This window comes from Microbacterium abyssi (assembly GCF_015277895.1).
Classification (GTDB): domain Bacteria; phylum Actinomycetota; class Actinomycetes; order Actinomycetales; family Microbacteriaceae; genus Microbacterium; species Microbacterium abyssi.
In genome coordinates this window covers 2,033,756-2,053,723 of the sequence record NZ_CP063815.1, presented here as the reverse complement: position 1 = coordinate 2,053,723, position 19,968 = coordinate 2,033,756, and the positions used below count along the sequence as shown (strand labels likewise).

The following is a 19,968-nucleotide window of genomic DNA, read 5'->3' as shown; positions in this document are numbered from 1 at the left end:
CGTGCGCACGATCGATCTGCGGGGGCGGAAGCTCTCGCCGGCAGACATGCTCGCCGCCGTTCCACGCGCCACGCAGGCGCGTGCCGAGGCCCTGGAGACCGCAGCGCGCATCGTCGAGGACGTCCGCACCGAGGGTGAAGCCGCACTGCGCGCCCAGGCCGAGAAGTTCGACCGCGTCACCGGGCACGAGATCCGCGTGCCGGCAAGCCACATCCAGGATGCCGTCGCCGCTCTCGCCCCCGAGGTCCGGGCGGCGCTCGAAGAAGCGATTCGCCGCGTGCGCCTGGGATCTGCGGCGCAGGTGCCGGAGACCCGAGTGACACAGATCGGCGACGGCGCCCTCATCACCCAGCGCTGGCAGCCGGTGAACCGTGTCGGCGTGTACATCCCCGGCGGGAAGGCGCCGCTCGCATCGAGCGTGGTGATGAATGCGGTTCCGGCGCAGGTCGCCGGAGTCCAGCACATCGCCCTCGCGTCGCCGCCGCAGCACACCGAAGACGGCCGCATCCACCCGACGATTCTCGGCGCAGCCGGGCTGCTCGGCATCACCGAGGTGTATGCCATCGGCGGCGCCGGCGCGATCGGCGCGTTCGCGTACGGCGTGGAGGATCTCGGCCTCGACCCGGTCGATGTCCTCTCCGGCCCTGGCAACAACTACGTCGCGTCTGCCAAGCGGGCCGTCGCCGGCGTCGTCGGCACAGACTCCGAAGCGGGCGCGACAGAGATCCTCGTGGTGGCCGACCGCACAGCGAACGCGCGACTCATAGCCGCCGACCTCGTGAGCCAGGCGGAGCACGATGAGCAGGCGTCGGCGGTGCTCGTCACCGACGACGAGAGTCTCGCCGAGCGCGTCGTCACCGAGGTCGCTCGGCTCGCAGCATCCACGAAGCACGCGGAACGCGTCGGCGTCTCGCTGGCGGGCGAGCAGTCCGCGATCGTCCTCGTCGACGATCGCGCGATGGCCACGGCGTTCAGCAACGCCTACGCACCCGAGCACCTCGAGCTCCACATCGAAGACGCGCCGGAGGCGGCATCCGCGTTCACCAGCGCCGGCGCGATCTTCGTCGGCGACCAGACACCGGTGAGTCTGGGCGACTATATGGCGGGCAGCAATCACGTGCTGCCGACCGGGGGACAGGCGCGCTACGCGCCGGGGCTCGGCGCCTACACGTTCCTGCGGCCGCAGCAGATCATCTCCTACGATCACGCCGCTCTCGCCGCCGTCCGTGAGGGCGTCGTCGCCCTGGCGAATACCGAGGTGCTCCCGGGGCACGGCGAAGCCATCGAAGCGCGCTTCCAGGCTGACGCCGGGGGAACGACTACGCTGTAACACCATGCACTGCCCGTTCTGCCGTCATCCCGATTCCCGCGTGATCGATTCGCGAACCAGCGATGACGGTCTCTCGATCCGTCGGCGCAGGCAGTGCCCGGAGTGCGGCGGCCGGTTCACCACCACCGAGACGGCCAGCCTCAACGTGATCAAGCGCTCCGGCGTCATGGAGCCGTTCAGCCGTGACAAGGTCATCTCGGGCGTCCGCAAGGCATGCCAGGGGCGCCCGGTGACCGAGGCAGACCTCGCGATCCTCGCGCAGCGCGTCGAGGAGGCAGTGCGGCAGACCGGCGTATCGCAACTCGATGCGAACGAGATCGGACTGGCCATCCTCGGGCCGCTCCGCGACCTCGACGAGGTCGCTTACCTGCGTTTCGCCAGCGTCTACCAGGCGTTCGAATCGCTCGAGGACTTCGAAAGCGCGATCACCGATCTGCGCGCCGATCATGCCGAGTCCGGGGTGGCCACGGCCGACCGGTAATCTGGCAGGGATGTATCCCCTCCTCTTCCGCACCGTTCTGTCGCGCTTCGACCCTGAGTTCGCGCACCACGCCGGCATGGCAGTGATCCGCGGGCTCGGCGCGCCGCCGTTCGCGTGGATCACCCGTGCCCTGTGTGCGCCCGAGGCAGAAAGCAAGGTGTCGGCGCTCGGGCTCACGTTCGACTCGCCGTTCGGCGTCGCGGCCGGCTTCGACAAGAACGCCGTCGGCGTGCGCGGGCTCGCGGCGCTCGGTTTCGGGCACGTCGAGGTTGGCACGGTCACCGCCATTCCGCAGGAGGGCAACCCCAAGCCGCGCCTGTTCCGCCTCGTGCCCGACCGCGCCGTCATCAACCGGATGGGCTTCAACAATGCCGGGGCGGATGCCGCGGCGAAGCGCCTCGCGAAGCTGCGCCGGCGCCGTCCTAAGACGATCATCGGCGTGAACATCGGCAAGAGCCGGATCATCGAGGTCGAGAACGCCACCGCAGACTACGTCGCGAGCGCGACGAAGCTCGCCCCGCTCGCGGACTACCTCGCCGTCAACGTGTCATCCCCCAACACTCCGGGACTGCGCGGGCTGCAGGCGGTCGAGACACTCGCACCGCTGCTGCGTGCGGTGAAGACGGCGGCGGGCTCGACCCCGTTGCTGGTGAAGATCGCGCCCGACCTGTCGGACGACGAGATCGCGGCGATCGCACGGCTCGCCGTGGCGGAGGGGCTCGACGGGATCATCGCGCACAACACGACCATCGGCCGCGAGGGCCTGAAGACGGATGCCGCGGTCGTCGAAGCCGCCGGCGCCGGCGGGCTGTCCGGTGCGCCGCTGCGGGAGCGCTCGATGGAGGTGCTGCACGTCGTGCGCGCGGCGGTTCCGAGCGATTTCTGCGTCATCTCCGTCGGGGGAGTGGAGACCGCGTCCGACGTCCAGGAGCGGCTGGATGCCGGTGCCACGCTCGTGCAGGGATACACGGCGTTCCTGTACCGCGGCCCGTTCTGGGCCCGTCAGATCAGCCGTGAGCTCAGGCGGCGTTAGCGGCTTCGACTCGCTAACGCTCGCTCAACGACCCGCAGGGAAAGCGGGATCAGGCGGGGTACTGTCCGCGCTTGACCTGCGGCTTGGGCAGGCGCATGAAGCGCATCTGCAGCGACCGCATCGCGGCGTACCAGCCGAGGCCCTTCTCGAGGCGCTCCTTGCCGAACTTCGCGGCGGCCTTCCGCTTCGCGCGCGCGCCCAGCAGGATCATGTCGAGCACGGCGACGATGATGAAGCACCACAGGCCGACGAAGGCGTAGAACGAGAAGGTCGGGTTGGGCACGAGCGAGACCAGGATGACGATGACCATCAGCGCCATCACCCACTCGGACACGTGCCAGCCGGCATCCACGTAGTCGCGCACCCAGCGTCGCTGCGGCCCCTTGTCGCGCGGGGGAAGGTACTTGTCCTCACCGGCGGCCATGCCGGCCTGTGCGCGCTCGCGCTGCTCGCGCAGCTGGGCCTTCGCCGCAGCACGGGCCTCCTTGGTGTCCGCGACGAGCGGACGACGGCGGGCTGCCTCCTGCTCGGCGCGGCTCGGAGTCGGCCGTCCCTTGCCGACGACCGGCGTCTCGGCGGACTCGTCGTTCGTCGATGGGGTGGAAGCGGCCACGGGACTCCTCGGATCAAGATTCGGGTGAAGCCTTAAGATTACTCGCATGACCTCCGTGCCGCCCACCGCAGACCCCGCCATCGAATCCGCCGTCAGCGAAGCCGTGGCGATCAGCATCCCGAGCGCGCTCGCAGATCTCGGTGATCTCGTGCGCATCCCCGGCATCGCCTGGCCGTCGTTCGAGCAGACGCAGCTCGAGCGCAGCGCCGAGCGCGTGGCGGCTCTCGCCGAGGCGACCGGCGTCTTCGACGAGGTTCGCGTCCTTCGCGCCGCGATCCCCGGGACGGACGAGCACGGTCAGCCCGCCGTGCTGGCGACCAGGGCCGCACGAGGAGGCAAGCCGACCATCCTGCTGTACGCGCACCACGACGTTCAGCCTCCCGGTGACGACGCGCTGTGGGAGACGCCGCCGTTCGAGCCGACCGTGCGCGACGGGCGGCTGTACGGTCGGGGCGCCGCTGACGACAAGGCGGGGATCATGACGCACATCGCCTCACTTCGCGCGGTGCGCGAGGCGCTCGGCGACGACCTCGAGCTCGGCATATCGCTGTTCATCGAGGGCGAGGAGGAGTATGGCTCCCGCTCGTTCGCGCAGTTCCTCAGCGACAACGCGGAGGCTCTGCGGGCGGACGCCATCGTCGTCGCCGACTCCGGGAACTGGGACTCGACGACGCCCGGTCTGACCGTCTCGCTGCGCGGCAACGCCCGCTTCACGCTCAAGGTCCGCACGCTCGACCATGCGTCGCATTCCGGAATGTTCGGCGGCGCGGTGCCGGACGCCATGATGGCCACGGTGCGTCTGCTGTCGACTCTGTGGGATGCCGACGGGGCCGTCGCGGTGGAGGGGATGACCGAGCGCGACGCACCTACCCCGGAGTACTCGGAGGAGACGCTGCGCGATGAGGCCGGACTCCTGTCCGGCACCACGCCGATCGGCAGGGACAGCATCCTCAGCCGCATCTGGAACAAGCCGGCCGTCACCGTCATCGGCATCGACGCGACCAGCGTCGAATCGGCGTCCAACACCCTCCTTCCCGAGGCGACCGTCGTCATCAGCGCCCGAGTCGCCCCCGGCCAGACCGGTGAAGAGGCCTACGCGGCGCTGGAGAGGCACCTGCGTGCGAACGCGCCGTTCGGCGCCGAGCTGACGTTCTCCGACGTCGACCTAGGGGACGGCTTCCTCGTCGACACCAGCGGGTGGGCCGTCGGCCTCGCCCGTCAGGCGATGGCGGACGGCTACGGCAAGGATGCCGTGGATCTCGGTGTCGGCGGATCCATCCCGTTCATCGCCGATCTCGTCCGGGAGTTCCCAGAAGCGCAGATCCTCGTCACCGGTGTGGAGGACCCGCATTCGCGCGCGCACAGCCCGAACGAGTCCCTGCACCTGGACACCTTCCGTCACGCGATCGCCACCGAGGCGCTGCTGCTCGCGCGCATGAACGCCGCCACGCTCTGAACCCGGAGCCTTCTTCAGCCCTCGACGGTAGAATCGCATCACCAGCCGTGCGCATGCGCGGCGCGTCACAAGGAGCGACATGAGCGACACCACCATCACTTCCGAGACCAAGACCGCACACGGCGTCACCCTCACGGACGCTGCCGCCACCAAGGTGAAGAACCTTCTCGCGCAGGAGGGCCGCGAGGATCTTCGACTGCGCGTGGCGGTCCAGCCCGGCGGATGCTCCGGCCTGATCTACCAGCTCTACTTCGACGAGCGCTACCTGGATGGCGATGAGACCGTCGAGTTCGACGGCGTAGAGGTCATCGTCGACAACATGAGCGTGCCCTACCTCGACGGCGCAGCCATCGATTTCAAGGACACGATCTCGGAGCAGGGCTTCACGATCGACAACCCGAACGCGGCCGGAAGCTGCGCCTGCGGCGACAGCTTCCACTGAACGTCAGCCGTGTCCGACCTGCGTGGTTGGCATGAATCAGGTGTGAGCTTGCCCTAGACTGGGATGAGCCCTGTCCGCGATCTTGAAAGGTGTATCGTGCCCTCGAAACGCCGCCTTCGTTGGGCTGCAGTTCCGGTAGGAATTGCAGCAGCCGTGGTCCTGGCGGGATGCTCTCCCACCGAGCTTCACGGGTTCCTCCCGGGCTTCGTGGAAGACGGCACCGCCGCCACGAACCAGACCGACCGTGTCGCGTCGCTCTGGGTCAACTCCTGGATCGTGCTGCTCGCCGTCGGCGTGATCACGTGGGGCCTGATGGGCTGGGCTGCGATCGCGTACCGTCGCCGGAAGGGCCAGACCGGCCTGCCGGTGCAGATGCGGTACAACATGCCCATCGAGATCTTCTACACGGTCATCCCGCTGATCCTCGTCATGGGAATGTTCTTCTTCACGGCGCGCGACCAGGCCGAGATCGAGACGCAGTGGGACGACGCGGACGTCGAGATCACGGCGATCGGCAAGCAGTGGGCGTTCGACTTCATGTACGCCGGCGAGGACGACGATCTGTCCGACGCCGTGTGGACCATGGGGATCCAGGCGCAGCCCGATGCCGATGGCAACGTCGACAAGGAAGAGCTGCCCACGCTGGTGCTTCCGGTCGACCAGAAGGTGCACATCAGCCTGCAGTCGCGCGATGTCATCCACTCGTTCTGGATCATCGACTTCCTGTACAAGAAAGACATGTACATCGGGAAGGACAATTCCTGGTCCTTCATCCCGACCCGCGTCGGCGAGTACGACGGCAAGTGCGCCGAGCTCTGCGGCGAATACCACTCGATGATGATGTTCAACGTCAAGGTCGTCGAGCAGGACGAATACGACGCATACGTCGAGTCGCTCCGCGAGGAGGGCAACGTCGGCGACATAAACGACGCTTACGACCGACTCGGCAATCTCCCGGGCACGGGTGCCCAGGGAACGGACTCCGAGGAAGAGGGAGAGTAATCCTCATGTCAACAACTGAGGCCCCCAGCCAGGCTCCTGGCGCTCGCCCCACCGCGATCCCGGCTCGTCAGGCCGCTCTGCTGAGCTCCTCCCGCACGGAGGAGAAGGGCAACATCGTCGTCAAGTGGCTCACGTCCACTGACCACAAGACGATCGGGTACATGTACCTGATCACGTCTGTGCTGTTCTTCCTGCTGGGTGGCGTGATGGCGCTCGTCATTCGCGCCGAGCTGTTCGCTCCCGGGATGCAGATCGTCCCCACCAAGGAGCAGTACAACCAGCTGTTCACGATGCACGGCACGATCATGCTGCTGATGTTCGCGACGCCGCTGTTCGCCGGATTCGCGAATGCGATCCTCCCGCTCCAGCTGGGCGCCCCCGACGTCGCCTTCCCGCGACTGAACGCCTTCGCGTTCTGGCTGTTCGGCTTCGGCTCGATCATCGCCGTCGCCGGCTTCCTCACGCCTCAGGGCGCTGCATCGTTCGGCTGGTTCGCCTACCAGCCGCTGGCGAACGCGTCGTTCTCGCCCGGTGCCGGTGGAAACCTGTGGATGGTCGGGCTCGGCATGTCCGGTTTCGGCACGATCCTCGGTGCGGTGAACTTCATCACCACGATCATCACGATGCGAGCACCAGGCATGACCATGTGGCGCATGCCGATCTTCTCGTGGAACACGCTCATCACGAGCCTCCTGATCCTGATGGCGTTCCCCGTGCTCGCCGCTGCGATCTTCGCCGCCGCTGCTGACCGCATCCTCGGCGCTCACGTCTACGACCCAGCGAACGGCGGCGTGCTGCTGTGGCAGCACTTGTTCTGGTTCTTCGGCCACCCTGAGGTGTACATCATCGCGCTGCCGTTCTTCGGCATCGTCTCCGAGGTGTTCCCGGTGTTCAGCCGCAAGCCGATCTTCGGATACAAGACGCTCGTGTACGCGACGATCGCGATCGCAGCGCTCTCCGTGGCCGTGTGGGCGCACCACATGTACGTCACGGGCTCCGTGCTGCTGCCGTTCTTCGCGCTCATGACGATGCTCATCGCGGTGCCGACGGGTGTGAAGATCTTCAACTGGATCGGAACGCTCTGGCGAGGGTCCGTGACCTTCGAGACGCCGATGGTGTTCGCGCTCGGCTTCCTGGTGTCGTTCGTCTTCGGTGGTCTTACCGGCGTCATCCTGGCGTCGCCGCCGCTGGACTTCCACCTCAGCGACTCGTATTTCGTCGTCGCGCACTTCCACTACGTGGTGTTCGGCACCGTCGTGTTCGCGATGTTCTCCGGCTTCTACTTCTGGTGGCCCAAGTGGACCGGCCGCATGCTCAACGAGCGTCTGGGCTACGTGCACTTCTGGATGCTGTTCGTCGGCTTCCACATGACGTTCCTCATCCAGCACTGGCTGGGTGTGGACGGCATGGTCCGCCGCTACGCCGACTACTCGGCTGCTGACGGATGGACCTGGGGAAACCAGGTGTCGACGATCGGCGCCATCATCCTCGGCGCCTCGATGCTGCCGTTCTTCCTGAACGTGTGGATTACGGCCCGCAAGGCGCCGAAGGTCACGGTCAACGATCCGTGGGGCTACGGCGCGTCGCTCGAGTGGGCGACCAGCTGCCCTCCGCCGCGGCACAACTTCACCTCTATCCCGCGTATTCGCAGCGAGCGGCCCGCTTTCGATCTGAACCACCCTGAGGCCGCGGAGCACCCGGTCGGAGTCGCCGCGTCCGGCGTCTCGGATGCGAGCGGAGAGGCGAAGTAAATCATGCGTTCAAACATCATTCTGTGGTGGCTCCTCGCCGGCTTCTTCTTCGTGGTCGGTACCGGCTACACGGTGTGGCACATCCTCGCCTACCCGGAACTGACCGGCCCAATGAGCGTCGAGTGGGTCGGCACGGTCGCTCTGTTCTTCGGCATGTTCATGTCTGCGATGGTCGCGGTCTACCTGCAGCGCACGCACAAGGCGCAGGGCGGCGAGCTGCCCGAGGACATCCTGACCGCCGACATCGACGACGGTGACCCGGAACTCGGCGAGTTCAGCCCGTGGTCCTGGTGGCCGCTCGTGCTCGCCGCATCCGCCGCTGTCTTCCTGATCGGCATGGCGGTGGGACACTTCCTGCTCCCGATCGGCATTGCGATCTTCGCGGTCGCGATCGTCGGGTGGGTCTACGAGTACTACCGAGGCCACTTCGCCCGCTGAGACACGTTCGCACGTCAGAAGCCCTCCGGATGCGTCCGGAGGGCTTCTTCGTGCTTGGTCGCAGCCGAGACTTCTCAGGGTCGGGTGCGGAGTCGAGGCACACCGGTGAGCGGGTCGATCGGCCGGCGATGGACGCCGTCGTGGTCCTCGACCGGGTATCCCTCGCGTGCCCAGTACTCGAAGCCGCCGATCATCTCGCGCACCGGGTAGCCGAGCTTGGCGAACTCCAGAGCGCCCTTCGCGCCGGCGTTGCATCCGGGGCTCCAGCAGTACACCACCACATCGGCGCCACGGGGAATCTCCTGATGTGCTCTGGCAGCGATCTCGCTGTAGTGCATGTGCACGGCGCCTGCGACGCGCCCCTGCGCCCATGCCTCATCCGAGCGCACGTCGATGATCACGACGCCATCTCCGGCCTTCTGGCGGGCGTACAGATCGCTGGCGTCGGTCTCGTAGGCGAGCTTTGCGGCGAAGTAGTCAGCGCGTTCGATCATGGCTCCAGCTTAGGACTTCGGCTCCGATGCCGATCTGCGGCCGGAGCGATCGAGCCGTGCCGTCATCTGGATGCGCTCACCGTACCGTTCAAGACCGACACGCGCTTCGACGTCCACGAGATGCTCGTGGAAGGGAGAGGCAGGATCGCTGCGACGGAATCCGCAACTCTCGTAGAACGGAGCATTCCAGGGCACATCGCGGTAGGTGCGCAGCGTGATCTCCGTGTACCCGCGTGCGACTGCCTCTGCGAGGACCGCCTCGACCAGCATCCGTCCGTGGCCTCGTCGGCTGTGTGCAGGCAGCACCGCGAGCTGCTCGAGGTGGACGAAGCCGTCGATCTCCAGGACATGGGCGAAGCCGACCACGAAGCCGTCGGATTCCTCTTCCGCGAGCAGCAGGAAGCCGGGCATCGCCATCCGCTCCTGCCCGCTGTCGACCGGAGGCCAGTCGACCGCATGCAGGTGGCCGATCAGCAGCTCATCGGCCGCCGCCTCGATGTCGGCGGCAAGAGAGAAGTCTGACGGTCGTCCGGAGATCCGGATGCGGGTGGAGGGCATGCTCTGGATCCTTCCAGATACGCCGATGGCCCCGACGCAGATCGCGTCGGGGCCATCGAGGAGGGTGAGAGGCGCGTTACTCGCCGTCCACGTCCTCCTGCTTCGTCGTTCTGTTCTCCCGCGAGTCCTCGTCCGGCTCGGTGGCGATCACCGAACTCGGCGTGTTCGCCGTCTCGTCGACGTGCGTCTCGGTCGGGTACAGCGGGGCGTCAGGAGCGCCTGCGCGCTCGTGAGCGCCCTGGATCTCGGCAGCCTCAGCCTCGTCCATATGCGTCGTGACGTGGTGCTGGTGGGCATCTGCGGCACTCACCTCGGCCTGGGTCAGCGGCGAGAGGCGGTCCTCGTAGAACCAGCGCGAGAGCGAGGAGCGCAGGTTCTGCGTCCACGGGATGCGGCCCTTCGTGTTCGGGCGCACCACGAGCGGCTCGTAACCGTCGACGTCGATGAGCTTCCAGCGGTCGTACTTGTCGACCGGCTGGTGGACCTCGATGAACTCCCCGCCGGGAAGGCGGACGATGCGGCCCGACTCATAACCGTGCAGCACGATCTCGCGGTCCTTCTTCTGCAGCGCGAGACAGATGCGCTTGGTGACGAAGTAGCCGATGATCGGTCCGAGGAACAGCAGAGCCTGCAGCGTGTGGATGACGCCTTCCATGGTGAGGTGGAAGTGTGTCGCCATGAGGTCGGACGAGGCCGCAGCCCACATCACCGCGTAGAAGATGACACCGGCCACGCCGATCGCGGTACGCGTCGCGGCGTTGCGCGGGCGCTGGGCGATGTGGTGCTCGCGCTTGTCGCCGGTCACCCACGCCTCGATGAAGGGGTAGATCGCCACGGCGACGATGAACAGTCCGAGGATCGCGACAGGCACGAGGATGCCGAACGACCAGGTGTGGTCGAGGAACACGATGTCCCAGTTCGACGGGGCCAGGCGCAGCGCGCCGTCGGCGAAGCCGATGTACCAGTCCGGCTGCGTACCTGCCGAGACGGGGGAGGGGTCGTACGGGCCGTAGTTCCAGACCGGGTTGATCTGGAAGAACGTCGCGATGAGCACGATCGCACCGAAGACGATGAACAGGAAGCCGCCCATCTTCGACATGTACACCGGCATCATCGGGTAGCCGACGACGTTGTCGTTCGTGCGGCCGGGCCCGGCGAACTGAGTGTGCTTGTTGATGACCATCAGCATCAGGTGCACGACGATGAGGCCGATCACCAGCAGTGGCAGCAACAGGATGTGCAGTGTGTACAGACGGCCGACGATGTCGGTGCCGGGGAACTCGCCGCCGAACAGCAGGAAGGAGGTCCACGTGCCGATGAGCGGGATGCCCTTCACCATGCCGTCGATGATGCGGAGGCCGTTGCCCGAGAGCAGGTCATCCGGCAGCGAGTAGCCGGTGAAGCCCTCGGCAAGCGCGAGGATGAACAGCACGAAGCCGATCACCCAGTTGAGTTCGCGCGGCTTGCGGAACGCACCGGTGAAGAAGATGCGGAGCATGTGCACGCCGATACCGGCGACGAACACCAGAGCGGCCCAGTGATGGATCTGGCGAACCAGCAGGCCACCGCGCAGGTCGAACGAGATGTGCAGCGTCGACTCGAGCGCGGCGGACATCTCGATGCCGCGCATCGGTGCGTAGGCGCCGGTGTAGTGCGTCTCGACCATCGAGGCCTCGAAGAAGAACGTCAGGAAGGTTCCGGACAGGAACACGACCACGAAGCTCCACAGCGCGATCTCGCCGAGCATGAACGACCAGTGGTCGGGGAAGATCTTGCGGCCCAGCTCCTTGACGAAGCCGGAGAGGCTGGTGCGCTCATCGATGTAGTTCGACGCGGCGCCGACGAAGCGGCCGCCGAGGGGGGCCTGGTTGTCCTTGTCCTCTTTGGACAGCGTTGCGGTGCTCAATGGCGCTCCCAGAAGCTCGGGCCGACGGGTTCTTCGAAATCGCTGCGCGCGACGAGGTAGCCCTCGTCGTCGACCGTGATCGGCAGCTGGGGCAGCGGACGCGCGGCCGGGCCGAAGATGACCTTGGCGTGGTCGGTGACGTCGAACTGCGACTGGTGGCAGGGGCAAAGCAGGTGGTGCGTCTGCTGCTCGTAGAGAGCCACCGGGCAGCCGACGTGGGTGCAGACCTTGGAGTAAGCGACGATGCCGTCGTACGACCAGTCCTTGCGCTCCTCGGACTCGATGAGCTGCTCAGGACGGAGGCGCATCATCAGCACGATGGCCTTGGCCTTCTCCTCGAGGTATCCGTCGTGGTGCGACAGGGTTGCCAGATCCTCGGGGATCACGTGGAAAGCCGAGCCGAGCGTGACGTCTGCCGCGCGGATGGGCGTGCCGTCCGGGTCGCGGACCAGGCGCTGGCCCTCAGCCCACATCGTGTGCTTCAGCAGTGCGACGGGGTCGCCTGCCGTGGGGTTCTCGGGGGTGCTGTGCGGTGCGAGCCCGCGGAACAGTGCGACACCGGGAACGACGGAGGCGACCACAGCGGCGATCAGTGAGTTGCGGATCATCACGCGGCGCCCGAAGCCGGACTCCTCGTTCGCCTCGGCGAATGCCTGGATCGCGGCCTCGCGCGTCGCGTCCTTGCCGCGAGTGGGGTGCCGGTGCTCGATGAACTCCTTGTCGCTCATCAGCGCCTTGGACCAGTGGATCGCACCGAGGCCGATCGAGAGCAGCGCCAGGGCGATGCCGAGACCGATGAAGAGGTTGTTGTTGCGGATCGCCGCCATCGAGCCGTCCTCGATGGGGAACAGCATGTACGCAGCGACGGCCCAGATGCTTCCGGCGAGCGACAGGTAGAACAGCGTGTAGACAGTCCGTGCCGCGCGCTTCTCGGCCTTCGGGTCCAGGTCTGTCATCCGCTCGCGGTGCGGCGGCAGACCCGGGTTCTGCACGGGATCGCTGACTGCGACACCCAGCCCCGGAGAGGGCTGGTAGGCCCTGTCAAGGGCCTGCGAGTCGTCGTCGTGTGCCATGGTGCTCCTCGTACGTTCCTCTTCGATGAATATGCGTCAGTTGGACTTCGCCGTGATCCACACGGTCGCGCCGACGAGGGCGCCGATGCCGAAGATCCAGATGAACAGGCCCTCGGAGACGGGTCCGAGCGAGCCCAGCGTGAAGCCGCCGACCTGGACCTCCTGCTGCTGGAAGAGCAGCGCCGAGATGATGTCGCGCTTGTCCTCGTCCGACAGGTTCATGTCGCCGAACACCGGCATGTTCTGCGGGCCGGTGACCATGGCCGCGTAGATGTGCAGGGCGCTGGTGCTGGTCAGCGGCGGGGCGTACTTGCCCTCGGTGAGAGCACCGCCGGCCGCTGCCACGTTGTGGCACATGGCGCAGTTGATCCGGAACAGCTCGGCGCCGTGAGCCACGTCGCCTTCGCCGTCGAGGATCTCGTCAGCGGGGTAGGTGGGTCCGGGGGCGACTGACTGGACATAGGAGGCCATGGCCTCGATCTGGTCCTGCGTGAACTGCACAGGCTTCTGTGGAGCCTGTGGTCCCTGCATCTGCAGCGGCATACGACCGGTGGCGACCTGGAACTCGACGGACAACTCGCCGACGCCATAGAGGCTCGGGCCGTTGTCCGTTCCCTGCAGGTCGAGACCGTGACAGGTCGCACAGTTCGCCTGGAACAGCTTCTCGCCGTCGTCGACCGTGAGCTGAGTGCTCGCCGCCGTCGGGGTCTCGGTCGCGGCGATCGCCGCGGACGCGCCGGCGTAGATGCCGCCGGTGATCAGGAGTCCCGCACCGATCAGCGCCGCAGCGGCCAGGGGGCTACGGCGTCCGTTCGAGCGACGCTTCTTCTCTCGTGCCATTTCGCAGGTCAGCTCCGCTCTTATTTCAGGAAGTAGATGACGAAGAACAGCACGATCCAGACGACGTCGACGAAGTGCCAGTAGTAAGACACGACGATCGAGGTGGTCGCCTCCTTGTGCGTGAAGTTCTTGACCGCGAACGCGCGTCCGATGACGAGCAGGAACGCGATGAGTCCGCCGGTGACGTGGAGGGCGTGGAAGCCCGTGGTCAGGTAGAAGGCCGACGCGTAGGAGTCAGCCTGGATCGGCAGCCCCTCGGCGACCAGCTGGGCGTACTCCCAGACCTGACCGGAGACGAAGATCGCGCCGAGCGCGAAGGTGAGCCAGAACCACTCGACCATTCCCCAGCCGAAGAGGCGACGGCGTCCTGCGCCGTTGAGCTGCCCCTTCTTGATGCGGTAGGCCTGCATGTCCTCGGCCGCGAACACGCCCATCTGGCACGTCACGGAGGAGAACACCAGGATGGCCGTGTTGACGGCGGCGAACGGGACGTTCAGCAGCTCGGTGCGGTCCGCCCAGAGTTCGGGGGAGGTGCTGCGAAGGGTGAAGTAGATCGCGAACAGTCCCGCGAAGAACATCACCTCGCTGCCGAGCCACACGATGGTGCCGACAGCTACCGGATTCGGGCGCTTGATCGTTCTTGCCGCCGGGGCATAGGTCGCTGAGGTGGTCACCCCTCCATTATGGCCGATCCGCGGCCGTGATTCTTGCACCCGGCATCCCCGTTTCGGTGTTCGTAGACTTAGGGGACCCTAAGAAAACACTGCGAATCCTCGGTGAATTCAACGGAAACCGGAGATCGCACAGCGACGGGCCGCGCACCAGGAATTTATTCGCGCCGATAGGATCTCTGTCATGGCTGATTCCCCGACCTGGCCCGACGTCCTCACCACTCTTCTGGAGGGGCGCGATCTCAGTGTCTGGGAGTCGACCTGGGCGATGCGCCAGGTGATGCAGGGCAAGGTCTCCGACGCGCTACTGGCCGGGTTCCTGGTCGCTCTGCGCGCCAAGGGCGAGACGATCGACGAGATCGTCGGATTCCGCGACGCGATCCTGGAAGCCGCCGTGCCGCTCCCCGTGTCCGCGAACGTGCTCGACATCGTCGGCACTGGAGGGGACAGAGTCGGCACGGTCAATGTCTCTACCACTGCGGCGATCATCATCGGTGCGACGGGCATCCCGGTCGTCAAGCACGGAAACCGTGCGGCCAGTTCTTCGTCCGGGTCGTCTGACGTGCTCGGTGCACTCGGCCTGCAGCTGTCGATCTCTCCCGAGGACGTCGCCGCGGTGCTCGATCGCACCGGCATCACTTTCGCGTGGGCGGCCGCCTTCCACCCGGGCTTCAAGCACGCCGGCGCCGCCAGAGGCGAACTGGGCGTCCCCACCGTGTTCAACATGCTCGGCCCGCTCTGCAACCCGGCGCGCGCCGAGGCGAACGCGGTCGGCGTCGCTCAGCTCGAGCGCGTACCGCTGATCACCGGCGTCTTCCGTACGCGTGGTGCGACAGCGCTCGTGTTCCGCGGCGACGACGGGCTCGACGAGCTGACCACCACCGGCCACAGCCGGATCTGGGAGGTGTCGCGCGGCGACATCCATGAGCACGACCTCGATCCTCGTGATCTCGGCATCCCCACGGCGGATCTCGCCGATCTCATCGGCGGCTCGCCCGAGCACAACGCCGGTGTGCTCCGCGACACGCTGGCCGGCACGAAGGGGCCTGTGCGCGACATCGTCCTCCTCAACGCCGCGGCGGGCATCGTCGCGTACGAGCTCGCGCAGGATGCCACGCAGGCGACGCGTCCGATCCTCGAGCGCCTCCGAGACGGTTACGCGCGCGCCGAGGCCGCAATCGACGACGGCAGCGCAGCCGCGAAGCTGGACGCCTGGGTCACGGCCACTCGGGAACTCGCCGCAGCGTGAGACGCCATGGACCCCGTTGACGCGCTGCTGGAGATCGCGTCGCTGCTCGAGCGCGAACGCGCATCGCGCTACCGCGCCAAGGCGTTCCGTCAGGCGGCCGCGACGCTGAAGGCGCTGCCGCAGGACATCGTCGACGACCCGACGCGGCTTCGTGCCGCCAAGGGAATCGGCGAGTCGACGTTCTCGGTGATCCGGCAGGCTCAGGCTGGCGAAGTTCCCGAGTACCTGGTCGATCTGCGCGGTGAAGTCGAGCCGGAGAGGACGTCCACCCTGCGGGCGAAGCTGCGCGGCGACCTGCACGCGCACACCGAATGGTCGGACGGCACGACGCCCATCGGCGTCATGGCCGCTGCGGCCAGGGCGCTCGGGCACGAGTACCTGGCGATCACGGATCACTCGCCGCGGCTGCGGGTGGCGCGGGGCCTATCAGCCGAGCGCCTGCGCGAGCAGTTGCCGCAGGTGCGGGCGGAATCAGTCGAAGGCTTCACGACGCTCACCGGCATCGAAGTCGACATCCTCGAGGACGGTGCGCTCGACCAGGATCCCGCGCTGCTCGACGAACTCGACATCGTCGTGGCATCCGTGCACTCGAAACTGCGCATGGAATCGCGTGAGATGACGAGGCGCATGCTTGCCGCCGTGACTCAGCCGCATGTGAACGTGCTCGGGCACTGCACCGGCCGGCTCGTGCAGGGCGAGCGCGGCACCAGACCGCAGTCGCAGTTCGATGCGCGGGCGGTCTTCGATGCCTGCGCAGAGCACGGTGTGGCGGTCGAGATCAACTCGCGACCGGAGCGGCAGGATCCGCCGGACGAGCTGATCGCGATGGCACTGGATGCCGGATGCCTGTTCTCGATCGACTCGGACGCACACGCACCTGGACAGCTCTCGCTTCTCGATTACGGCGCCGAACGTGCCGAGCACGCCGGCGTTCCCGCGGAGCGCATCGTGACCACGTGGGGACTGGAACGCCTGAGGGCCTGGGCGGAATGACACGACGCACCGTCCCGTGGCTGGTCCTCATCGGGATCCTCGTCGCAGCCCTCAGCCTGCGCGCACCGATCATCGCGCTCACGCCGGTGCTGCCGGAGATCATCGACGATCTCGGGATCAGCTCGGCGTCCGCCGGCTTGCTGACGACGGCCCCTGTCATCATGTTCGCGGTGATGACGCCGCTGGCCGCGCTGGTGATCCGCCGAGCTGGAGCCGAGATCGCGCTCCTCCTCTCACTCGCCGGTGTCATGGTCGGAACGCTCGTGCGAGCGCTCCCCGGGTTCGGGTCGATGCTCGCGGGCATGGTCATCATCGGCGCGGCGATCACGATCGGCAACGTCGTGATCCCGGTCATCATCCGACGCGACCTGCCGCCGGCGCGCACCGCCGTCGCGACAGCCGTGTACACGGCGACGCTGAACGCGGGCTCGCTGCTGACGGCTCTCGCGACCGTGCCGCTGGCGGAGGCGACCGGGTGGTCGCTGGCGCTGCTGCTGTGGGGCGCATTCACGGTCATCGGGCTCGCGCTGTGGATCGTCCACATCCTGCGATCGCGCTCCTGGAGCTCGGCTGAGCGTGCGTCGGGCGATGTGGCCGAGTCGCGTCCCGGTCCGAGCGCGGACGCGGCGAGCATTACCGGACCGATGCCGGTAGTGGTCGACAGCCGCTTCGCGGCGACCATCCGGCGTCCGATCGTCTGGCTTCTGGTGGCGGCGTTCGCCTCCCAGTCGACGGTCTACTACGCGATGTCGACGTGGCTGCCGACGATCCTGCTCGACACGACCGACGTGGATGCCGCGGCAGCGGGCGCCCTCTCATCGCTGTTCCAGGGCGTCGCGATCGTCGGCGCAATGATCGCTCCGCTGCTCATGCGGTACGTCGGCGCGGTCTACTCCGCGTTGCTGCTGGGCGTGCTCTTCGCAGTGATGGTGGTCGGGATGCTGATCGCCCCCGAGCTGGCGGGCGTCTGGGCGTCGTTCGGCGCGATCACGCACTCGAGCGGATTCGTGCTGATCTTCACCGGGCTGGTGCGCGTGTCGAGGTCGGACGGCGAAGCCGCCACGATGTCGGCGCTGGTGCAGGGGTGCGGGTATGCCTTCGCTGCGCTCGGCGCGCCGATCATGGGCGCGATGCGCGAGGGGAGCGGGGGATGGCAGGTGCCGCTGCTCGCGATCGCCGGCGTCGTGCTGGTGTATACCGTCGCGCTGATGTCGGCGATGGTCGTGGCGTTCCGGCGCCGCTGAATCAACGGCCCGGGAACGGGTCACCGGTTCAGGGCGCTGATCGCGCGCTGCATCGAGCCGCCGAGATTCCACTGCTCGGCGAGGGCCTCTGCTGCCGTGGTCTGAACGTCGTCGAGCGCGCGGACCGGTTCTACGGGCACCTCGATGTTGAGGTTCCGTGCCACTTCGACGACCGTCGGGGCGACGTCTAGGTACTCGGATGCGGCGAGCACCTTCGCCTGCACACCGGAGCTCATGCCTTCGCCTGCGGCGGCTGCAGCCCGGATGCCGGCGAGGTCGCCGTGCGCCTTGAGCAGCGTGGCAGCCGTCTTCTCACCGACGCCGGCGACGCCGGGGAGCCCGTCGGACGCGTCGCCGCGCATGGTCGCGAAATCGGCGTACTGCGTCGGCAGCACACCGTATTTCGCGACGACGGACTCGTCGGTGAGGATCTCGAGGTTGCTCATCCCGCGGGCGGTGTAGATGACACGGATGCCGCGGCTGTCGTCGACCAGCTGGAAGAGGTCGCGGTCGCCGGTGACGATGTCGACGGGCATGCTCGAGCGGGTGGCGAGGGTGCCGATGACGTCGTCGGCCTCGTGTGCGGTCACGCCGATGATCGGGATGCCGAGCGTGGTGAGAGCCTCGCGGATCAGCGGGATCTGCGCCTCGAGCGGGTCAGGCACCTCTTCGACATCCGGGCCGGACTCGACGACCTCGACGACGCGATGCGTCTTGTAGGTCGGGATCAGGTCGACGCGCCATTGCGGGCGCCAGTCATCGTCCCAGCAGGCGACGATGTGGGTGGGCTCGTACAGCGTGACGAGCTTCGCGATGATGTCGAGCAGGCCGCGGGCGGCGTTGACGGACATGCCGTCAGAGGCTTTGACCTTGTCGGGCACGCCGTAGAAGGCCCGGAAGTAGAGGGATGCGGTGTCCAGCAGCATCAGCTTGTCGCTCATGCGTTCAGCATGTCACAGGGCGACGACACGGCCGGAGCGGCCAGTGGACGTCAGCAGCCGGGGGAGCTGGGCGCCTGCGCGCAGGTGTGGGCGACAAGCGCGGTGTGCGCCTCGAAGATGCGCACCTCCTGTTCCGCGCCCGTCGAGGTGACCTCGCCACTGACGGGGAACCAGCCGATTCCGAAGTCGACCTCGGCCGTGTACCGGACGTCGACCCGGGCGATGTAGCTGCCGCGGTCGCGATAGGTGTGGCTCGTCTCGGTCGGCGTGAATTGCGCCTGGTCGAGATCCGCCCACGTTGTGCCGCCCGAAGTCGTGGTCGTCGTCGCACCGTCGCCGAATGAGAAGTCGTACGCGGAGGGCGTGAAGCGCACTGAGACGGGGAAGCCGAAGAGGTCGCCCGTGACGGTCTGGACGGATGCCGTCGTCACGAAGTTCGTCGGCAGACCCGCGACGCCGACATTGTCCGGCTCGCCGGTCACGGTGGAACCGGCGGGGGCGAACCGTGCGAGATCGGTGATCGTGATCGCGGGGATGGCGGGCTCTTCTTCTGCTTCTTCGCCTTCGGTCTCCTTGGACGCCTCGTAGCAGCGAATGTAGGAGTCCCACTCGCGCAGGCACTCGTCGAGCTCTTCTTCCGGTGTCGGAGGAGTCCACGCGTCGTCGAGCGGCGGCTGCCAATCGTTGACGGGGGAGGTGCCGGGATTCTGCTCGGTGTCGTGCGAGCCGTCGATGACGATCTCGGTGCCGTTGTTGTCGACGCCGCACCCGCCGGTGACGAGTACAGAATCACTGCAGCCCGTTCCGGTACCGCCCGAAGCGGGAACGAGCAGGAGCGCGCTGAGAAGAAGTGCGGTCAGCACTGCGTATCAGCAACCACTTCATACTCGCTAATGAGTAGGTGATCAGGGTTACCAGTGAAAGTGACAGAGATCCCGTAGACATCGCTGCGACCTACGGCGGTGACGTCGACTCCTGTAGCATCGATTGCTCGCGCGTTTGTGATGTCGAGGCAGACCAGTGCGTCAACTGCGGCGACATCGTGATCTGTTTGGGCTTCTGTCCCCGTGAAGCTCATGATCTTTGTGTCGCCTTCGAGCGTTATGCCGGATGCCTCGAGTTCGCGTATAGAAGCGATCTCCGAGTCGAGCATCTCACCCGTCAGGTAATCAAGAGGATCAACGGATTCATCCCCGTCTCGTTGCCGGTTCACCGCGTCGTTGTACGCCCGATAGGTCTCTTCCGCTGCGGCGAAGGCTTCCTCCTCGCTGGCGAAGGCGGCGGTCGGCGTGGGGCTGGGCTCCGGTGTCGGGCTGCAGGCGCTCAGCGTCGCTCCGGCCATAGCCAGCAGCGCCAGCATCCGGAACCGGCTCGTCTTCGATCGGAGGAGGGTCACCCGCTCACGCTAACGCGAACCCATGGAATCCCGTCCGACTTATCCACAGAATCGTTA

The 19,968-nt window shown here is 66.9% G+C and carries 21 protein-coding genes; 11 read left to right on the top strand and 10 right to left on the bottom strand.

The window, feature by feature from the left end; all coding sequences use genetic code 11:
• The first annotated feature begins 1 nt into the window (after nucleotide 1).
• From hisD to IM776_RS09960, 3 genes are read left to right on the top strand one after another with little or no spacing between them, the layout of a single operon-like run.
• The gene (gene hisD / locus IM776_RS09970; RefSeq protein ID WP_228479706.1) at nucleotides 2–1,330 is read left to right on the top strand and encodes a histidinol dehydrogenase; all 1,329 of its coding nucleotides are present in this window, start codon (nucleotides 2–4) and stop codon (nucleotides 1,328–1,330) included.
• Between the two features lie 4 nt (nucleotides 1,331–1,334).
• Nucleotides 1,335–1,811 (top strand): transcriptional regulator NrdR, encoded by a 477-nt coding sequence (nrdR, locus tag IM776_RS09965; protein WP_194419911.1) that lies wholly within the window; start codon nucleotides 1,335–1,337, stop codon nucleotides 1,809–1,811.
• Nucleotides 1,812–1,821: 10 nt separating this feature from the next.
• Nucleotides 1,822–2,844, top strand: a complete 1,023-nt coding sequence (locus IM776_RS09960; RefSeq protein ID WP_194419910.1) for a quinone-dependent dihydroorotate dehydrogenase — start codon at nucleotides 1,822–1,824, stop codon at nucleotides 2,842–2,844.
• Between the two features lie 49 nt (nucleotides 2,845–2,893).
• Here IM776_RS09960 and IM776_RS09955 read toward each other — a convergent pair whose 3' ends face one another.
• Complete coding sequence (locus IM776_RS09955) at nucleotides 2,894–3,505, bottom strand: DUF3043 domain-containing protein (protein ID WP_194419909.1); 612 nt, start codon at nucleotides 3,503–3,505, stop codon at nucleotides 2,894–2,896.
• Here IM776_RS09955 and IM776_RS09950 point away from each other — a divergent pair.
• The 5 genes from IM776_RS09950 (at nucleotide 3,504) to IM776_RS09930 (ending at nucleotide 8,546) form a co-directional block, all read left to right on the top strand.
• Nucleotides 3,504–4,913, top strand: a complete 1,410-nt coding sequence (locus IM776_RS09950) for a dipeptidase (RefSeq protein ID WP_194419908.1) — start codon at nucleotides 3,504–3,506, stop codon at nucleotides 4,911–4,913. The two genes, IM776_RS09955 and IM776_RS09950, sit on opposite strands and share 2 nt — an antisense overlap.
• Before the next feature lie 79 nt (nucleotides 4,914–4,992).
• Nucleotides 4,993–5,355, top strand: a complete 363-nt coding sequence (gene erpA, locus IM776_RS09945; RefSeq protein WP_194419907.1) for an iron-sulfur cluster insertion protein ErpA — start codon at nucleotides 4,993–4,995, stop codon at nucleotides 5,353–5,355.
• Nucleotides 5,356–5,451: 96 nt separating this feature from the next.
• The gene (ctaC, locus tag IM776_RS09940) at nucleotides 5,452–6,357 is read left to right on the top strand and encodes an aa3-type cytochrome oxidase subunit II (protein WP_194419906.1); all 906 of its coding nucleotides are present in this window, start codon (nucleotides 5,452–5,454) and stop codon (nucleotides 6,355–6,357) included.
• 5 nt (nucleotides 6,358–6,362) lie between these two features.
• Nucleotides 6,363–8,108, top strand: a complete 1,746-nt coding sequence (ctaD, locus tag IM776_RS09935) for an aa3-type cytochrome oxidase subunit I (protein WP_194419905.1) — start codon at nucleotides 6,363–6,365, stop codon at nucleotides 8,106–8,108.
• A 3-nt stretch (nucleotides 8,109–8,111) separates the two neighbouring features.
• Nucleotides 8,112–8,546 carry a cytochrome c oxidase subunit 4 gene (locus tag IM776_RS09930; protein ID WP_194419904.1) on the top strand — a complete coding sequence of 145 codons (435 nt, stop codon included), beginning with the start codon at nucleotides 8,112–8,114 and terminating at the stop codon, nucleotides 8,544–8,546.
• A 74-nt stretch (nucleotides 8,547–8,620) separates the two neighbouring features.
• Here the strand turns inward: IM776_RS09930 and IM776_RS09925 are convergent, their stop codons facing one another.
• The 6 genes from IM776_RS09925 to ctaE all read right to left on the bottom strand — a co-directional run bounded on the left by IM776_RS09925 (nucleotide 8,621) and on the right by ctaE (nucleotide 14,091).
• Nucleotides 8,621–9,040 (bottom strand): rhodanese-like domain-containing protein, encoded by a 420-nt coding sequence (locus IM776_RS09925; protein ID WP_194419903.1) that lies wholly within the window; start codon nucleotides 9,038–9,040, stop codon nucleotides 8,621–8,623.
• Nucleotides 9,041–9,049: 9 nt separating this feature from the next.
• A complete protein-coding gene (locus tag IM776_RS09920) occupies nucleotides 9,050–9,598 on the bottom strand; it encodes a GNAT family N-acetyltransferase (protein ID WP_194419902.1) in 549 nt (182 codons plus the stop codon).
• A gap of 76 nt (nucleotides 9,599–9,674) precedes the next feature.
• The gene (qcrB, locus tag IM776_RS09915) at nucleotides 9,675–11,504 is read right to left on the bottom strand and encodes a cytochrome bc1 complex cytochrome b subunit (RefSeq protein ID WP_194419901.1); all 1,830 of its coding nucleotides are present in this window, start codon (nucleotides 11,502–11,504) and stop codon (nucleotides 9,675–9,677) included.
• Nucleotides 11,501–12,577: a cytochrome bc1 complex Rieske iron-sulfur subunit gene (gene qcrA / locus IM776_RS09910; protein WP_194419900.1), complete on the bottom strand. Its 1,077-nt coding sequence runs from the start codon at nucleotides 12,575–12,577 to the stop codon at nucleotides 11,501–11,503. Before qcrA ends, qcrB begins: the two co-directional genes overlap by 4 nt.
• A 36-nt stretch (nucleotides 12,578–12,613) precedes the next feature.
• Entirely contained in the window at nucleotides 12,614–13,417 is an 804-nt protein-coding gene (qcrC, locus tag IM776_RS09905; RefSeq protein ID WP_194419899.1) for a cytochrome bc1 complex diheme cytochrome c subunit, read from the bottom strand.
• Between the two features lie 20 nt (nucleotides 13,418–13,437).
• Nucleotides 13,438–14,091, bottom strand: a complete 654-nt coding sequence (gene ctaE / locus IM776_RS09900) for an aa3-type cytochrome oxidase subunit III (protein ID WP_194419898.1) — start codon at nucleotides 14,089–14,091, stop codon at nucleotides 13,438–13,440.
• Between the two features lie 181 nt (nucleotides 14,092–14,272).
• On the opposite strand from ctaE, the gene trpD reads away from it, so the two are divergent.
• From trpD to IM776_RS09885, 3 genes are read left to right on the top strand one after another with little or no spacing between them, the layout of a single operon-like run.
• The gene (gene trpD, locus IM776_RS09895) at nucleotides 14,273–15,337 is read left to right on the top strand and encodes an anthranilate phosphoribosyltransferase (protein WP_194419897.1); all 1,065 of its coding nucleotides are present in this window, start codon (nucleotides 14,273–14,275) and stop codon (nucleotides 15,335–15,337) included.
• 6 nt (nucleotides 15,338–15,343) lie between these two features.
• Nucleotides 15,344–16,330: a PHP domain-containing protein gene (locus IM776_RS09890; RefSeq protein WP_194419896.1), complete on the top strand. Its 987-nt coding sequence runs from the start codon at nucleotides 15,344–15,346 to the stop codon at nucleotides 16,328–16,330.
• Complete coding sequence (locus tag IM776_RS09885) at nucleotides 16,327–17,574, top strand: MFS transporter (RefSeq protein ID WP_194419895.1); 1,248 nt, start codon at nucleotides 16,327–16,329, stop codon at nucleotides 17,572–17,574. The genes IM776_RS09890 and IM776_RS09885 overlap by 4 nt, the downstream gene beginning before the upstream one ends.
• A 20-nt stretch (nucleotides 17,575–17,594) precedes the next feature.
• On the opposite strand, the gene IM776_RS09880 is transcribed toward IM776_RS09885, so the two are convergent.
• From IM776_RS09880 to IM776_RS09870, 3 genes are read right to left on the bottom strand one after another with little or no spacing between them, the layout of a single operon-like run.
• Nucleotides 17,595–18,515: a 5'-3' exonuclease gene (locus tag IM776_RS09880; protein ID WP_194419894.1), complete on the bottom strand. Its 921-nt coding sequence runs from the start codon at nucleotides 18,513–18,515 to the stop codon at nucleotides 17,595–17,597.
• Nucleotides 18,516–18,565: 50 nt separating this feature from the next.
• Entirely contained in the window at nucleotides 18,566–19,378 is an 813-nt protein-coding gene (locus tag IM776_RS09875; protein WP_194419893.1) for a hypothetical protein, read from the bottom strand.
• Nucleotides 19,372–19,911: a hypothetical protein gene (locus tag IM776_RS09870; RefSeq protein ID WP_194419892.1), complete on the bottom strand. Its 540-nt coding sequence runs from the start codon at nucleotides 19,909–19,911 to the stop codon at nucleotides 19,372–19,374. The genes IM776_RS09875 and IM776_RS09870 overlap by 7 nt, the downstream gene beginning before the upstream one ends.
• Nucleotides 19,912–19,968: the final 57 nt, after the last annotated feature.

Coding starts and splice junctions, on each gene's coding strand:
- nrdR (WP_194419911.1), top strand. CDS start 1,335: ATGCACTGCCCGTTCTGCCGTCATCCCGATTCCCGCGTGATCGATTCG.
- IM776_RS09960 (WP_194419910.1), top strand. CDS start 1,822: ATGTATCCCCTCCTCTTCCGCACCGTTCTGTCGCGCTTCGACCCTGAG.
- IM776_RS09950 (WP_194419908.1), top strand. CDS start 3,504: ATGACCTCCGTGCCGCCCACCGCAGACCCCGCCATCGAATCCGCCGTC.
- IM776_RS09955 (WP_194419909.1), bottom strand. CDS start 3,505: ATGCGAGTAATCTTAAGGCTTCACCCGAATCTTGATCCGAGGAGTCCC.
- erpA (WP_194419907.1), top strand. CDS start 4,993: ATGAGCGACACCACCATCACTTCCGAGACCAAGACCGCACACGGCGTC.
- ctaD (WP_194419905.1), top strand. CDS start 6,363: ATGTCAACAACTGAGGCCCCCAGCCAGGCTCCTGGCGCTCGCCCCACC.
- IM776_RS09930 (WP_194419904.1), top strand. CDS start 8,112: ATGCGTTCAAACATCATTCTGTGGTGGCTCCTCGCCGGCTTCTTCTTC.
- IM776_RS09925 (WP_194419903.1), bottom strand. CDS start 9,040: ATGATCGAACGCGCTGACTACTTCGCCGCAAAGCTCGCCTACGAGACC.
- IM776_RS09920 (WP_194419902.1), bottom strand. CDS start 9,598: ATGCCCTCCACCCGCATCCGGATCTCCGGACGACCGTCAGACTTCTCT.
- qcrA (WP_194419900.1), bottom strand. CDS start 12,577: ATGGCACACGACGACGACTCGCAGGCCCTTGACAGGGCCTACCAGCCC.
- qcrC (WP_194419899.1), bottom strand. CDS start 13,417: ATGGCACGAGAGAAGAAGCGTCGCTCGAACGGACGCCGTAGCCCCCTG.
- trpD (WP_194419897.1), top strand. CDS start 14,273: ATGGCTGATTCCCCGACCTGGCCCGACGTCCTCACCACTCTTCTGGAG.
- IM776_RS09890 (WP_194419896.1), top strand. CDS start 15,344: ATGGACCCCGTTGACGCGCTGCTGGAGATCGCGTCGCTGCTCGAGCGC.
- IM776_RS09885 (WP_194419895.1), top strand. CDS start 16,327: ATGACACGACGCACCGTCCCGTGGCTGGTCCTCATCGGGATCCTCGTC.
- IM776_RS09880 (WP_194419894.1), bottom strand. CDS start 18,515: ATGAGCGACAAGCTGATGCTGCTGGACACCGCATCCCTCTACTTCCGG.